The organism is Leptospira idonii, from assembly GCF_004770995.1.
GTDB classification, from domain to species: Bacteria; Spirochaetota; Leptospiria; order Leptospirales; family Leptospiraceae; genus Leptospira_A; species Leptospira_A idonii.
The window spans coordinates 1-14300 of the sequence record NZ_RQHW01000002.1 but is presented as its reverse complement, the minus strand read 5'-3'; the positions used below and the strand labels follow the sequence as shown (position 1 = coordinate 14300).

Below are 14300 nucleotides of genomic sequence, written 5' to 3'. Positions count from 1 at the left end.
CGAAAGTCTAAGTAAGTTCCAAAAGTTTCTTAGCTACTTGCTCGTATTCTTGAGAAATTTTCGAATGCGGCTTCCTAACTGTCAAAGGAGAAGGTCCTGCTTCATTGATATATAAAAACAATTGAGTGGAAATTTCATGATAATGTTTGATTTCCACATTGGATTCAAACAGATCCGAATACCATTTACCCTTTGTCAGTTTCCTGATTTCGTCTTTTCTGACTTCTTCAAAATGTTTTTCACTCGTCTTATCCGTATACGCATTGTTAAATAAAATAGAGAGAATCTCCGGGCCGTTCCCCGATCTTTCCTTCCAAACTTCGGGAATAAACTTATCCAAAACTTGAACCGCATTATGAATCGCTTGCGCCGCCTGATAATTCACAGGAATCAAAACCGCATCCGCAACGGAAACACCGGATTTACTAAAAAAACTCCAGTTAGTGGGACAATCGATCAGAATGTAATCGAACAAACCTTTTTTACCGAATCCTTCCAAAACCTTTCTGAACTTTTTTACGATAGAAGCGGTCACTTTTTTGGCGGAATGATTGGGATCGTCAAAACGTTCGTCTCCCGGAATGATATAAAGATTCGAATTGATTTTTTTAGCGGAAATCGCTTTCTCTATCTTCGCATCGAACAGAACATCGAAGATACTTGTGTGAGAAGCGATGTTGCCCAACTTAAACGAATCGGATAAGTCCCTTTGCTGCGGATCCAAATCCACCAACAAAACTCTTTTCCCCATATTCGCCAGCACACCGCCAAGATTTCCCACGGTCACAGTTTTACCAACTCCTCCTTTATTATTATAAACGGTTATAATCGCAGTCTTATGTTCCGGAATATTAGATTGAGGTTTCTTTAGAATCTTTTTCAAATCATTGAACACTTTGTCCGCTTGTTTACCAAAACTAAGAATCGGTGTTAAAGGAAAAATCAGATTGTCTTTTCTTTGGAATACTTGGATATTTTTTCCGTTCAACAAAACACCGAATTTCGCCGCATTGAATTTATCCGATTTCAAATATCCGTACAGTTGGAACTTGGCTTTTTTATAGGAATCCAAACTGAAATCGGACAAGTTTATAGAATTGGATTTGGACTCTACGACAATGTAAGGCGCCCCGTCTAAATAGGCCACAAAATCGGCTTCCTTTCTTGTGTCTCCGGAAGGATGACTTTTAAACTCTTCTTTGGGAAACCCTAAAAAGTTCAGAAACGGTTCTACCAGCCTAGAATCGATTTCGGATTCTTTCCCGTTGGTCTGTAAATATTCTATGATACTCTGAAATTTTTGATTTTTGCCGGCTGCCATGATTCAATCCAACTACTATCAAAAGTTTGGTGGAGATTGTAAACAGGGAAAAAGGATAGAAAGGTGTAATTAAATGTTTTTTACACAGCCGCAAGCTTAGTTGCTTAGGGCGTTCCCAATCCAATCGATAATATAAAGTTAGTTGACCAACATACATTCCAATAACGACCGCGCTATCCGCTGCAATCGCTGGTGCCCAAACCGAATTCTTAAAATACCGAATGAGTCCGATTTAAGGTAAAATTTTGTATTGACATGCAGGCAAATACCTGCATATTGCTTTTAACATGTCGAAAGAAATGGAAGGGGCTGACAAGGTATTCAAGGCGCTAGCGGATCCGAATCGAAGGAAAGTGCTGGATCTTCTTTATACCAACAACGGCCAACCTCTTTCCTCTCTTTGTGAAGAGCTCGATATGCAAAGGCAATCAGCAACACAGCACATAGACATCTTAATCAAAGCCAATCTGGTGAGTGTAGTTTGGAAGGGGCGAGAGAAACTTCACTATATCAATCCAGTGCCGATTTACGAAGTTTATGAACGTTGGGTTAGAAAATTTGAACAAAATCGCTTAGGGTTTTTACACGATCTGAAAGCGCAACTGGAAGGAGAGAATCATGGAAAAACATAACTTCGTTTATGTAACATATATAGTTACCACACCGGAAAAGGTATGGAACGCAATCATCAATCCCGAAATCGCACGCCAATACTGGCTCGATCCGATGGCAAAAAACCCCGCTCATGTAAATGTTTCCGATTGGAAACCTGGTTCGGAATGGAAACACGAACGTTTGGATGAAGCAAAAACAATCGACATCATGGGCAAAGTAGTGGAAAGTAATCCACCTCATCGCCTAGTTCTATCATGGTCTCGCCCGAAAGAAATGGAAGATGCCTCAAAACATTCCCGTGTAACATTCGATATAGAGCCTTATGCGGACGGATTGGTACGTTTGGTAGTTACCCACGAAGACCTAGATCCGCAAATGTTTGCAGGCATATCTACAGGCTGGCCTGGAGTTCTTTCGAATCTCAAAACCTTCCTGGAATCGGGTCGACCACTTGCGGAACTGATTTCAACTAACTAATTTTATCCGAGTATTGGAATAATAAATTTCAAAGAATTTTCCCAGGAGAACAAATATGAACCAACCCTATTCCGGAGGATGCGCTTGCGGATCCATTCGTTACGAGATTTCCGACAAACCTATGTTCATGAATGACTGTCAATGCCAAGACTGCCAAAAAATGAGCGGCACAGGACACGGATCCTATTTAACGTTTCCTTCTCGCAAAACGGTAAACCTGAAAGGGGAAACAGGAAAGTTTGATAGGATAGGCGACAGCGGAAATACCAAAACCAGTCATTTTTGTCCCAAATGCGGATCGCCTGTTTACATGACCTTTTCCGCCATGCCAGATCTTTTTACCATCCATGCGACCAGCTTAGATGATCCGAGCCGCTACAAACCTCAAGTTGTAACATACACTTCACGAGGTTATGTTTGGGATCATCTGGATCCCTCTTTGCCGAAGTTCGACAAGATGCCTCCAGGATAATAAATTTACAAATAACTTTCGCTATTCGCATCACGATACAACAAAGGAATTTGGCTACTACGGTGATTAGTTTACATTCATCTGGCGTTCCCGATCCAATCTACATTCGAATGAATTCGATAGAATGGGTCGGGCTACTTCGGGGTTCGCTTCGCTCCCATTCACCTAACGGTGAATCAAGCCCTGCGTATCCCTAACGCAAGGAACTTACTATTTTCATTTTTCCATTTACAAAAAACATTTGTTAATTGAAATTTTATGAATTTTCCTTGCGGAAGAAATGCATGTCATTAATAATGGCAATAGATTCAAAACATTATCGTTTATTTAACCACTAGAGTATTCCCCGCTTTTTTGCATTCTGATCTCTTTTCAAAGTTTTCCCCTGCATTTTCGTTGTGTTTTTACCCGATCTCCCCAATGGGTTAGTTGTATTTAAATTTTTAATCTTAAAGAATCAAAAATAAATTTCCCAAGGACATCACATGTCAGTAAACATATACGTCGGTAACCTTTCTTACGAAATGACGGAAAACAAGTTAAACGAACTTTTTTCCGCTCACGGAGCAGTTACATCTGCAAAAATCATTATGGATCAGTATTCCGGTAACTCTAAAGGTTTCGGTTTTATCGAAATGAAAGAACGTAAGGATGCAGACAATGCAATTAACGATTTGAATGGAAAAAACATTCTCAATCGCGAAATGAAAGTAAACATCGCTAAACCGAAAACAAACAACTGGAACTAATTTCCAACTGAATTTTGATTTCAGTCTTAAGATAAAACATTTTAAGGCTGAAATCAATTTTGAGACAAATTGTGGGAGCGAGTGCACCATATTTTGCAAGAAAATGCTAGATTTCAATAATTCAATTGACTTCCCCCAATAATAATTCTACTTTTTCTGACGACTGTCTATCGAGAATATGGTCATTAGGCGCACCAAATGAGCACGCAGAAAAAGTCGGAAATTTCTTGGGCATCAAAAAAGCATAAAAAAGTAACAGAAGAATTTATAGCAAAAATTAACTCTCGGCAATTTACAAAAAGAACTTTGCCAAATGCTTCGATCAACTACCCGACAAATGAAGCAGTTCAATCTTTTAAAGAAGACGTCCATAGCAAAGAATTCAAAGAAATGGTAAAATCCGCATACCAAACTAAGTGAATTCGAGAGACAAGAATTACAATTATATCATAGAGCGATTCACGGAACAAAAGGTCTCTGAACGCATGCTTCATGTCTTAACCACAGCGGAAGATTTCCTAAAAGCATTCAAACTTCAAAAACATTGCAATGTTTGTATCCCGTTAGTTGAAGAATTAATATTAGACTACTTTGCAGATATTGCACGGTTAAAGGATTTTCACGATATTGAAAATGTTAATTCTTTAAAAGTCGCCGCTTACCTAACTCATTGGACTTTGAAACGAAGACCGATTCAAATTCTGAAATACCCCAAAAAACATGAATACCTAGAGATGATCAAAGAAGTAAATGAATGGTTTGCTGTGGCTCTTCTAACAAATTCATACTTCAATCGGAAAATTCTTTGGACGCAACGGAGTTGAGAAATTACATCAATTTTCGCACACAACTACAATACAACTTTTGTTATAGGCAGATAAATCCTCAGTCCATTGAGCTCACCCTGCAAGCACTGATCACTTCTCCTAAATATGATGTTTTAATTGGGGTAGAAGAATAAAAAATCATCATTTGAGATTGTATAGTATGCTCGTCGGTTTATAAAATGACCATGACGAACGCATCACTGAATCAAATACTGGATTCCGCATGTAGATCCATCCAAGATCAAATTGGATCTGGAAAAGTTGCCGATTATATCCCCGCTTTGGCACGAGTGGATATAAAAAAATTCGGAGCATCTATTCTCACGTTAGACGGAGAATCCGCATCCTTCGGTGATGCAAAAGAACCATTCTCCATCCAAAGTATCTCCAAAGTTTTTTCTCTCACTTTAGTTTTAAATCAAATCGGAGACAAACTCTGGGAGCGAGTGCACCACGAACCGTCGGGAAATGCATTCAATTCGATCGTTCAATTGGAAATGGAACGAGGAATCCCACGAAATCCGTTTATCAATGCAGGTGCTCTTGTTCTAAGTGATATCCTATTAAAGGACAGAACACCTGACACCAGCATCCAAACTATTTTGAATTTCCTGAATGAGATCATTGGAGAGAAACGAATCGGTATCGATCATGAAGTTGCTTTATCCGAATTAGAGACTGCGCATAGAAATTCCAGTTTGGTTCATTTTATGAAAAGCTGCAATAATATAGAGAATACTGTGTCCGATGTTCTCAATGTTTACTGTAACCATTGTTCTATTGCAATGAGTTGTGAAGATTTAAGTAGATCCATGTTATTTCTTGCCAAAGAAGGATTCGATCCGATCTCTAATCAAAGAATTATATCTCCAGAACTAGCCAGACGCATCAATTCCATCATGATGTTATGCGGACATTATGATGCCTCCGGAGATTTCGCCTATAGAGTCGGACTGCCGGGCAAAAGCGGAGTGGGAGGAGGAATCGTCGCCATCGTTCCGGAGGTAGGAGTAATCACCGTTTGGTCGCCCGGATTAAATAAAAATGGCAACTCCCTCGTCGGCACATCGGCTCTTGAGGCAATTGCCAAAATATCGAATTGGAATATACTATAGTAGCATAGTTATTCTTTTAGAATTTTTTTGAGTATATCCCTGCTTCCTAAAATCTTCAGAGTCGTCGCAAGTCCGCCCATCATGGCACCTGCAATCCCAGGCGAACCTCCTGCGTCCACTCCTGTTAGAAACAAACCTTCGATTGGAGTTGTCACATCGAACCAAGGAGATTTGGTTTTGTCATAACGTTCGGGAACACAAGCAAGTCCATAGATGGCACCATGCGGATGAGAAGTAAAATGTTCATTTGTAAGCGGGGTTGATACTTCAATGTATTCAACGATATTTTTGAACCCAGGAAATCTCATCTCTATCGTATCCACAACCGATTCCGCAATTTTCTTTTTAAATGTTTCATACTCTTCCCCTCTTTTTTTCCAAGGAAGATCTTTCCATTTTTCAAATAGAGAGTAATCGGTAAATGCGATCATATCCGCGGTATGATTTTTTGCATCAGGATCTTTTAAACTGGGAAAAGACATATATAGATTTTTGACTTCCCCAAAGTTCTCCAACCATTCGTTTCTTCTTTTGAAATTTTCTTCGTGATCATTGGAAGCAAAGATCCAGTAATTTTCTCCCTTAAACCCAAGTTTGGCGGGACTATCGGAAAGGCCCATATACACACAAACACTTGTCGCCATCTTCTCTTTATTATAAAACTCACTTAATGATTTTCTAAACGGAATCGGCACAGATTCAGGAATCAATTTCATATAAGTAGGATAAGCACCGGCGCAAGATACGATGACAGGAGCAAAATAATCCCGCTCCTGTTTTTCCCCTCGAAGAAATTTGGTTTTCACACCTATTGCTTTGCCGTTCTCTATAATGACACTAAGCACCTCGGTTGTATCAAGGACTGCCCCGCCATTCTCTAAAATGATAGGTTCCACACTTTCAAATATTTTTCCACCGCCGCCGACAGGATAAAATCCTCCGTTAAAATAATGAACAACAAGTGCGGCATGTGTTGCAAACAAACACTTGGAAGGTGGAAGACCGTAATCACCCCACTGAGACGCAAGGATCGCCTTGATGTCTTCATTCTTAAAATGATGATCCAGATAGTCTTTTAGAGTCACAATCTCGGAACTTTCCATCTGTGCGGTGAACGCACTCAGTTCAGGAGTAGTTGACTTCATCATCATCGACTTACCGAACAATGCGGACGCTTTATGTAAGTCCTTGAAATATTGATGAATCGATTCTTCTTCAGAGGGAAACTGGGAGATCAAATCGGATTTGAATTTCTCTTCACTGCCGAAAAGTTCAAAAGTTCGATTCGGATAAACGAACTTTTCAAAAGGTTCCGGCATCTTGTTCCATACAACCTTCTTATCCGTAATTTTATCCATAAGCAAACGGCTGAAACCGCCGGAATGCATATCGCCCACATAGTGGATGCCAACATCCCAATGAAATTTATTTTGTTTTCTGGCAAATGCGTGAGTGTAACCGCCCACTTGAAAATGTTTTTCGATCACTAATATTTTTTTTCCTGCATACCTGGAAAGTAAACTTGCAACAGTAAGGCTACCCATTCCGGAACCTATACAGATTATATCAAAATGATCGTTTATAATTTCATTTTTCATTGACCTCAATCTCCCGCTACAGAATGTTTACACAGAACACATTCAATGCAACCTACTCTCGATTAAATGTAATATATGTCAACATGAAAAAAAACACGGAAAAAACGACATACCACCACGGCGATTTAAAAAAAGCACTGATGGAAGCCTCCTTAAAACTTCTAAAGGAAGAAGGATACCAGGCATTGTCCTTGAGGAAAGTCGCCAAATTAGCAGGGGTTTCCCAATCGGCTCCGTACAGGCATTACCCCGATCTTGAATCTCTTCTGGCAGAGATCGCAACGGAAGGATTCAAATTATTGGCGGAACAGTTAAAAAAATTACGTACCCAATTCGCAAACCGTTCCTTGCTGCAATTCAGAGAATCAGGCATTCGGTATGTTGAGTTCGCTCTTAAAAATCCGGATCTTTTTAAAATCATGTATGGCAATCAAATCCAGGATCACTCAAAATACGATACTCTGATCGCCGCCGAAGAAGAGACATTTGATGTACTTGTGAATATCATTTCAGACTGCAAAAGAGACGGACAACTTGTAACAAACGATGTAAAAAAAACATCCATCGCCTCTTGGACGATGGTTCATGGAATTGCCGTTCTGCTCTCAGGCAAACAGATGATGTTTCGCAAAATCGATTTTAAAAATGCGAAAACAATCACGAAAGAAATGATCGAACATCTTTATCTGGGAATGAAACCATAGAGAGATAAACAATATTCCGATTTCAAGAATTGTCAAAACGAATTTGGAATTGAGTCATTCCCTAACTTACGAAACAAATCTTTGCAAGGAAAAGATATAATATCCAACAAATTTATTGAAATAAATTCTTGACTCATTCAAAAACAAGATTATGGTTTCCTTCAATTTTACGCAAGGAATTCAGCAGATGAAATATTTTCTTTCCCTTTTATCTTTTGTTATACTCTTTTCATTCATACAAACCCAACTCATGGGGCAGAACAAAAAAAATGAAAAAGAATTTTTAGAAAAAGCCGTATTGGCCTTTTTAGACTTAGAAAACTTTGATTTCAAATCACTTTCATCCGAAGAAATCAAAGAGGGAGAAAAAACTCCCAAGTTTCAGGAAAAATTAAATGCAGCACAGAAATCCGTAGATGAGCTCAATTCGATTCGAGAATCTTTAAAATCGCCAATGAAACAAAAATTCGGACCACGATTCTATAACGTGCCCGACTTATACTGGGAATTGAAAGATGTAATGGAAAAACAATCCTACCATATAACTCTTATTAAAGAGTCAAACGGAGAAGGAAGTGAAAAAGAGTCTTCTGCAGAAGTATTGCGACTTTATCAATTCCCGGCAGTCGGTTTTGCACCTCCTGGAGCCTTTGTCGATGTATATGTCGATAACGAATGGAAGGCGGGAACCGTAAAAGAAAGGGATACGATCGGCAAAGCGAACGTTTTTTTAAACGGATATGGCTACCAAACAACAGTTCCAGACACTTCCATTGCAAAGTATAAGTATTATACCGAGAATCAAACGATCAAAAAAATGACTTTTAAATATGATAATGCCAAAGAGCAAACCCAAAAGAAATGTCATACTTTCACAAAGCAATTAGATTGTATGAGCCAATCTCCATGGTGCCTTTGGACATCAAACCAGCTCTGTAAAGCAAACACTAACTAACAAGTTTTTTACTCGAAAACTCAGTCTAACTTTTTATCTTTTATTCCCTTCCATAATTTCTACCCAAACCGTAGGAATTTGGAAAGCGGGAAGTCAAATATCCTGATTTGTAGTGACTGACGTTCCCTTAGAAAGAGATAGAATCCTCTCTTTTCTTTTTTAAAATCCCTTATAAGTATTATTATGGGGTAGCGTCAGATAAAACAAAAAAACAAACACTATAAAGGCGGTCTTACCCGAAACTCAAAACAAGCAAAAAAAAGATTGACCATTTTCATTATATAACCCACTAGTTATATAAGCTCTAGTTTATGCAAACTCTCGATTCTACATTCGCCGCACTGGCAGACTCAACCAGAAGAGCGATCCTGATGCAACTCGCAGAAGGAGATGCGACGGTTATGGAGCTGGCAAAACCGTTCCAAATGAGCCAGCCCGCCATTTCCAGACACTTAAAGGTTTTGGAAAAAGCAGGCCTCATTTCTACCGCAATTCGCGCCCAAGAAAGGCCACGCCGACTCGAAACAGCACCTCTCAAAACCGCGATCGATTGGATTGAGAAATACCGCCAAATTTGGGAAAAGCGTTACAAGAAACTCGACGGACTACTGGAAGAATTACAAACAATGCAAACCAAAGGAGATAGGAAAAGATGAACTCAAACCAAAATGAAGTGAAGATGGAACGTCGAGGAGAAACCGAAGTCGTGTTTACACGCTACTTCGCTGCACCAAGGGAATTGGTGTTTGACTGCCACACCAAACCTGAGTTAATGCGACAATGGCTGATCGGTCCGGAAGGTATGGTTCTTGATACCTGTGAACAAGATCTGAAAGTAGGTGGAAAATATTTGTATCTCTATGCGGACCAAGCGGGAAACAAATCCGGCGTTTATGGAACATTTCGGGAAGTGATTGCACCTGAAAAATTGGCCAATACCGAGAACTACATCATGGACATGTCTACCTTCGATCCGAATGCTCCCGAAGATCCGAACGCTACATTTGAATCGCGCACCTTCACAAGCGAAGGCAATCGAACTCTGATGACCCATTTATGCAGATATGCTTCCGCCGAAGTTTGCAAGATGATGGTGGAAAGCGGCGCGGCCGATGGCATGGCCGAATGTTACAAAGAACTCGATAAACTTTTGTTAGAGGTGAAGAGATAGGTTTTTAAATGCGGGATTCGCCTGGGCGGGTGCGTTCCGCACTTAGTTCTAGTTTCGTAAATCCCTTCTATGCTTTCCCTTTTTTGTAAAGGGTTTGTGATTTGTAGAAGTGAACTAGGACTCACATGCAAATAAATAAATTAATGTATTTTTGAGATCGATATGACCAATAATTTTTGTATGTATATCTCTACAGGTTGTAAATTAAAAGGAAACTTTTGAAAGTTTCCTACCAAAATGGACAAACAAACCGTATAACTTAGAATCCTTTTTTTTGAATATCCTGAGCAACATCCAATCCTCGACCAAAGAAGAGTTCAAGACTATCTGCGGAAAATATAAAAACGATATGGATTACATAGCAGCGCATTTTTTAGTTTCTCGTAAGGCCGCCGATTCCACTGGGATCAAGTCATCCAAACGAATGACTGGCAAAGTTCCAAAATTCGTAGCTACTGGGACGATTTTGCAGTTACTAACTTCGGTCAGGACAATATTCAAGCTTGCTCTTTGCCTTGTCGAAAGTTCCGCAAGCAAGCCCATGAATCGCAACAGGATAATCGTAATTTGATTTACAATACGGAGGGGACTAAATTTTGAAGAGGTTTACACAATTTTTTAACTATAGTTCCCTTTTTTTGTATTGGAATCGATTGTATTTAGCCGTTTTGGTCGTTCTGATCTTTATCAACTGCCAACCTTCACAATCGAATAATGTCTGCGATCCAAACTCAGATGCATTCAAAGAAAGCCAATTCACCAAGTTTATTTTAAATGATACATCTCCCCTATGTGGGAAAGATTTTATTTCCAACATTATCGCCTATTCCGTATCTGGCACTATTTCAGGGCTTGTGAATTCCGGGCTAAAACTCACTCTAAATGAAGTTTTCTTTTTAGATATTGATCAAAATAGTTCCAATTTCTCATTTAAAAATCTATTAACAACAGGAACAAATTATTCAGTAAAAATTTCAAGTCAACCTTCTGGACTTTTTTGCACTGTAACGAATGGAACCGGAGTCATTCAAAACGCAAATATAAATTCGGTATCTATCACTTGTGTAATCTCTTGTAACCCTTGCAAGGTCTTCCTCACTTTATCTGGTTATCCTCCCAATCCTGGTAGCGCCGTTAATTTTGATCCATCTTGTTCCACAGATGGAAATTATCCAGGCTCAGGAACTTACAAAGCGATGGTGGTTGATGGAGTCACCAGAAGAGCATCTGTTACTGCAAATATTGGTGATGGTCAAATCAATTGGGTTTTTGCACCTAATAAAACGTATTACCAAGATGAAGGAACTATTGGAACAACAAGTTCCAATGGGCTATTTTTATCTAGTTTGACTACAAGATTTTCTGCTAATTCAAAATACTGGACTGGACTGAATACAAATTGGACAACGAATCTTACCAATACTTGCAACGGTTGGACAAGTAATTCAGGAAGTTTTAATGCAGTTATGGGACAAGGAAACTCTCTTTCAATAGCCGACATTACAGCTGGCTGGACGCCAGATCCTTGTAATCTGAGCAACCAACAACTAATTTGTGTACAGCAGTAAGTAAAAATCTCCTGCAAATTGATAATTTGATTGGAAAAATACCAGCGAATAGAAGATCCGTATGCATATTGATAGTTCAGAATGGAGTAACAAAAAATATCCTGACATGACTAAATAAATTAAATTTTGAAAGCCAATAACTATTCGTCTGCGAGAATCTAATTCTAGTTCTGCGAAAAATTCTGCACACTATTTTTGTTTGAACTTCTCTAACGCCCTCACAACTTCCAAACTCAGAACTCTTCCTGTCAGAGAATTCCATCAACGGGTTCAGTAAAAATAAATAGAGTCCTTCTTAATCTGAAACAGGTTTTTTGGGTAAAACTCTTTTCTGTTTTTGTGTTTCAGTAGATTCAAATTGTTTGAATTCATTTTTAGATTTTCTGTTTTGGAAAGACTGTGATTTAGAGAAGTCAATTGATTTTTCTGCAAAATCCAAAAACTCCTTTTCCTTAATTGAAGTTCGAAGTTTAAAAACTGCTGCATTCGGATCTTTATCGTAATATTTCTGAATATAGGACTGAATCACCGATTGCCGCACCAATCTATGTTGATTTGGATCGGACAAATGGGTTTCCAGATAGGACTTTGATTCAGTTAACTCAAATTTGGCGAGAGCATTAACTGCATTCACCTTTACGTATACTCTAACAGGGCGATTCTCAATAATTTCCTTCAGGTATGGAACCGGCTGAGGATCAATCGAAGTGACAAGCACTTTGAGGTCTATATCTCCAGGATGTCGACTAAGAGATAAACTCGTAATCATTCTATCGAGTGTCTCTTGATTCAAAGGTTCTGCAAACAATGGTAAAACGAAACCAAAAGTCGCAAGAAAAAAAGTAATCATTCTTTGTTTCATCATATTAATACGCAAGAGGATTTCTTCGAATCACCCAGCCCTGTTCTCCTGTAATTTGGTTTTGATTGGTGACCCCATCACTTGCCCAAAACATCATATTATAACCGCTCGCATTGGTAATCCCTGTCCCCAAACATTCTTGAGGCGCAATGTAACCGTCATTTACAAGAAAACTTGCTCGGGAAGTACTACAGTAAGGCGTTTCAATCAAAGGATCGCGTGTATAATTTAGGCCGGAATTGGAGCTCGATCCAGCGCTCTCGGATGTATGAAAAAGTCCTAAAAAATGACCTGCTTCATGCGCCATAGTATTCCCAAGAATCACTAGATCCGCAGAGGAAAGCGAACTTCCCGCTGCACCTGTCGAACGATGCGGTTCAACGAATACGATCATCGCAGAGGCTCTTGTTCCGGTAAAGCCAGGAAGGCCTGGAATACCGCCTGCCATTCCCAAAAGACTACCTTCACCAGTCGCCTCACTCGCAATATAGATATTCAAAGCCTTAGGATCTTGTAAGGAAGCCGTGGATGTGTACAACCGAAGTAAACCACCCGAAAGAGAAGTATCCTCTGAAGATATATCCGAGATCGCATTGAATTCCGTATCTGATGAAGTTTTAAGAGAGAATACAAGTTCTACATTTACCGTATTTTGCAAGTATAGAGTTTTAAAGCGATCTAATGCCGTTTGAATTGCTTCCAAACTTTTGGTAGCATAGGAATTATTCAAAAAAATGATATTTACATTCATCTTTTTTCTTCGAGGCCAAGAATGAGAAAGCCCGTTCGTTGAGTTAGAATTGTTACTCGTATTAAACCATCGTTCATCTTCCGTCATCGCCTTACAACCAACAGTTTGTTTGATTCGAAAACTTGAATTCACAGGGCCGTTTAAATCGAGATACCAAGTATTTGCTAAACCAAAACTAACATAAGGAGAGGACGAGCCAAGATAATAAGAAGAATTGGAACCATAACCGAGCATAGATGTTCCAAATTGTCCCCCTAAAGTTACTTCTCGATTTATGAAACTGGAACCCGAGCTATTATAAAAATAATAATGAACTGGTCGAAAGTCACCTGAAGTCGTATAACTGTGTGTTTGTTCTACATAAAATATTGCATTCGGCTTAGTTGGACCTACCGAAAAAGATTGAGGATTCGAATAATAGACTGATTTTCCAGCTCCATAGTAGTTTAAAATCGGACCATTATTTGCTGCGACTGTTCTTTCTGTCGTCTCCATACATGGTTCGCTTGCGGAAGAAGAGTCATTGCTCGCTGCCCCCGACCCGGCAGCAAGAAGCAAAAGCAAGGTAGCGGAAGAGTCTCCACCTCCTTTGCCACCACAAGAAATAAAAAAGAGAAAAACCGAAAACAAACTAAAAATAAATTTTTTCATTGTATTGTATTACCATCAAAAATAAACATTTTGCCTTGTATGATGGCCCATTGCAGAAGGGATCATCGTATCATCTATCACCAAAAGTAGTAAATCACATTATTTTTTTATACTAATTTACTCTTCCTCTTTATTTTTCTAAAAGATTCGCTATACATTCATTAATGTAAAACAAAGAGTCATTTATTGCAGACACATGCATTTTTTGCTATAGCCGATCAAAACAACGAGCAGCAGCTAGAAAATCTAGCCAAGCACTGCAACCATTCCAATTGAGAGAACAAAATTCGTGAAGGGTTGCTTGTAGTGGTTGTATATCGGACTTGCGGGCTAATCTTGTGTCCCCCTCTCCGGGCACAAAAAAGCCTCTGATCTTTTTGGGATCAAAGGCTTGTATTGTTGTTTTGAGTAACAACTTGTATACGACGTAGTTGTAAAGAAAGAACATCGAGAGACGAACTCTG

Annotated in this window: 16 protein-coding genes; 12 read left to right on the top strand and 4 right to left on the bottom strand. The window is 39.2% G+C overall.

The genetic code is table 11. From position 1 onward, the window contains the following. Window positions 1–7: 7 nt before the first annotated feature. Window positions 8–1321: an AAA family ATPase gene (locus EHS15_RS00085; protein WP_135758492.1), complete on the bottom strand. Its 1314-nt coding sequence runs from the start codon at window positions 1319–1321 to the stop codon at window positions 8–10. 287 nt (window positions 1322–1608) lie between these two features. Between EHS15_RS00085 and EHS15_RS00080 the strand changes: the two genes are divergently transcribed. The 7 genes from EHS15_RS00080 to EHS15_RS00050 all read left to right on the top strand — a co-directional run bounded on the left by EHS15_RS00080 (window position 1609) and on the right by EHS15_RS00050 (window position 5576). Further along, window positions 1609–1953: an ArsR/SmtB family transcription factor gene (locus tag EHS15_RS00080; RefSeq protein WP_135758491.1), complete on the top strand. Its 345-nt coding sequence runs from the start codon at window positions 1609–1611 to the stop codon at window positions 1951–1953. Continuing rightward, complete coding sequence (locus EHS15_RS00075; protein ID WP_135758490.1) at window positions 1940–2413, top strand: SRPBCC family protein; 474 nt, start codon at window positions 1940–1942, stop codon at window positions 2411–2413. Before EHS15_RS00080 ends, EHS15_RS00075 begins: the two co-directional genes overlap by 14 nt. Before the next feature lie 55 nt (window positions 2414–2468). Continuing rightward, window positions 2469–2885, top strand: coding sequence for a GFA family protein (locus EHS15_RS00070; protein ID WP_135758489.1), 417 nt, complete (start codon window positions 2469–2471; stop codon window positions 2883–2885). A 485-nt stretch (window positions 2886–3370) separates the two neighbouring features. Then, on the top strand, window positions 3371–3634 hold the full coding sequence (locus EHS15_RS00065; protein WP_135758488.1) for an RNA recognition motif domain-containing protein: 264 nt from the start codon (window positions 3371–3373) through the stop codon (window positions 3632–3634). Window positions 3635–3832: 198 nt separating this feature from the next. After that, complete coding sequence (locus EHS15_RS00060) at window positions 3833–4054, top strand: hypothetical protein (RefSeq protein WP_135758487.1); 222 nt, start codon at window positions 3833–3835, stop codon at window positions 4052–4054. Window positions 4055–4119: 65 nt separating this feature from the next. After that, window positions 4120–4458: a hypothetical protein gene (locus tag EHS15_RS00055; protein WP_135758486.1), complete on the top strand. Its 339-nt coding sequence runs from the start codon at window positions 4120–4122 to the stop codon at window positions 4456–4458. A 188-nt stretch (window positions 4459–4646) separates the two neighbouring features. Beyond that, window positions 4647–5576 carry a glutaminase gene (locus EHS15_RS00050; protein WP_135758485.1) on the top strand — a complete coding sequence of 310 codons (930 nt, stop codon included), beginning with the start codon at window positions 4647–4649 and terminating at the stop codon, window positions 5574–5576. An 8-nt stretch (window positions 5577–5584) separates the two neighbouring features. Here EHS15_RS00050 and EHS15_RS00045 read toward each other — a convergent pair whose 3' ends face one another. Then, the gene (locus EHS15_RS00045; RefSeq protein WP_135758484.1) at window positions 5585–7174 is read right to left on the bottom strand and encodes a phytoene desaturase family protein; all 1590 of its coding nucleotides are present in this window, start codon (window positions 7172–7174) and stop codon (window positions 5585–5587) included. A gap of 83 nt (window positions 7175–7257) precedes the next feature. Here EHS15_RS00045 and EHS15_RS00040 point away from each other — a divergent pair, with 83 nt between their 5' ends. The 5 genes from EHS15_RS00040 (at window position 7258) to EHS15_RS00020 (ending at window position 11572) form a co-directional block, all read left to right on the top strand. Continuing rightward, a complete protein-coding gene (locus tag EHS15_RS00040) occupies window positions 7258–7878 on the top strand; it encodes a TetR/AcrR family transcriptional regulator (RefSeq protein WP_135758483.1) in 621 nt (206 codons plus the stop codon). A gap of 187 nt (window positions 7879–8065) precedes the next feature. Next, window positions 8066–8833, top strand: coding sequence for a hypothetical protein (locus tag EHS15_RS00035; protein ID WP_135758482.1), 768 nt, complete (start codon window positions 8066–8068; stop codon window positions 8831–8833). A gap of 311 nt (window positions 8834–9144) precedes the next feature. Continuing rightward, on the top strand, window positions 9145–9489 hold the full coding sequence (locus EHS15_RS00030; RefSeq protein ID WP_135758481.1) for an ArsR/SmtB family transcription factor: 345 nt from the start codon (window positions 9145–9147) through the stop codon (window positions 9487–9489). Continuing rightward, a complete protein-coding gene (locus tag EHS15_RS00025; RefSeq protein WP_135758480.1) occupies window positions 9486–10004 on the top strand; it encodes an SRPBCC family protein in 519 nt (172 codons plus the stop codon). The genes EHS15_RS00030 and EHS15_RS00025 overlap by 4 nt, the downstream gene beginning before the upstream one ends. 653 nt (window positions 10005–10657) lie before the next feature. Then, entirely contained in the window at window positions 10658–11572 is a 915-nt protein-coding gene (locus EHS15_RS00020; protein WP_246051821.1) for a DUF1554 domain-containing protein, read from the top strand. Window positions 11573–11867: 295 nt separating this feature from the next. Here the strand turns inward: EHS15_RS00020 and EHS15_RS00015 are convergent, their stop codons facing one another. Then, window positions 11868–12422 carry a HEAT repeat domain-containing protein gene (locus tag EHS15_RS00015; RefSeq protein ID WP_135758479.1) on the bottom strand — a complete coding sequence of 185 codons (555 nt, stop codon included), beginning with the start codon at window positions 12420–12422 and terminating at the stop codon, window positions 11868–11870. 16 nt (window positions 12423–12438) lie between these two features. Then, window positions 12439–13836, bottom strand: a complete 1398-nt coding sequence (locus EHS15_RS00010; RefSeq protein ID WP_135758478.1) for a zinc metalloprotease — start codon at window positions 13834–13836, stop codon at window positions 12439–12441. Window positions 13837–14300 lie beyond the last annotated feature (464 nt).

Coding starts and splice junctions, on each gene's coding strand:
- EHS15_RS00040 (WP_135758483.1), top strand. CDS start 7,258: ATGAAAAAAAACACGGAAAAAACGACATACCACCACGGCGATTTAAAA.
- EHS15_RS00080 (WP_135758491.1), top strand. CDS start 1,609: ATGTCGAAAGAAATGGAAGGGGCTGACAAGGTATTCAAGGCGCTAGCG.
- EHS15_RS00030 (WP_135758481.1), top strand. CDS start 9,145: ATGCAAACTCTCGATTCTACATTCGCCGCACTGGCAGACTCAACCAGA.
- EHS15_RS00050 (WP_135758485.1), top strand. CDS start 4,647: ATGACGAACGCATCACTGAATCAAATACTGGATTCCGCATGTAGATCC.
- EHS15_RS00015 (WP_135758479.1), bottom strand. CDS start 12,422: ATGATTACTTTTTTTCTTGCGACTTTTGGTTTCGTTTTACCATTGTTT.
- EHS15_RS00055 (WP_135758486.1), top strand. CDS start 4,120: ATGCTTCATGTCTTAACCACAGCGGAAGATTTCCTAAAAGCATTCAAA.
- EHS15_RS00085 (WP_135758492.1), bottom strand. CDS start 1,321: ATGGCAGCCGGCAAAAATCAAAAATTTCAGAGTATCATAGAATATTTA.
- EHS15_RS00065 (WP_135758488.1), top strand. CDS start 3,371: ATGTCAGTAAACATATACGTCGGTAACCTTTCTTACGAAATGACGGAA.
- EHS15_RS00060 (WP_135758487.1), top strand. CDS start 3,833: ATGAGCACGCAGAAAAAGTCGGAAATTTCTTGGGCATCAAAAAAGCAT.
- EHS15_RS00035 (WP_135758482.1), top strand. CDS start 8,066: ATGAAATATTTTCTTTCCCTTTTATCTTTTGTTATACTCTTTTCATTC.
- EHS15_RS00025 (WP_135758480.1), top strand. CDS start 9,486: ATGAACTCAAACCAAAATGAAGTGAAGATGGAACGTCGAGGAGAAACC.
- EHS15_RS00070 (WP_135758489.1), top strand. CDS start 2,469: ATGAACCAACCCTATTCCGGAGGATGCGCTTGCGGATCCATTCGTTAC.
- EHS15_RS00045 (WP_135758484.1), bottom strand. CDS start 7,174: ATGAAAAATGAAATTATAAACGATCATTTTGATATAATCTGTATAGGT.
- EHS15_RS00010 (WP_135758478.1), bottom strand. CDS start 13,836: ATGAAAAAATTTATTTTTAGTTTGTTTTCGGTTTTTCTCTTTTTTATT.
- EHS15_RS00075 (WP_135758490.1), top strand. CDS start 1,940: ATGGAAAAACATAACTTCGTTTATGTAACATATATAGTTACCACACCG.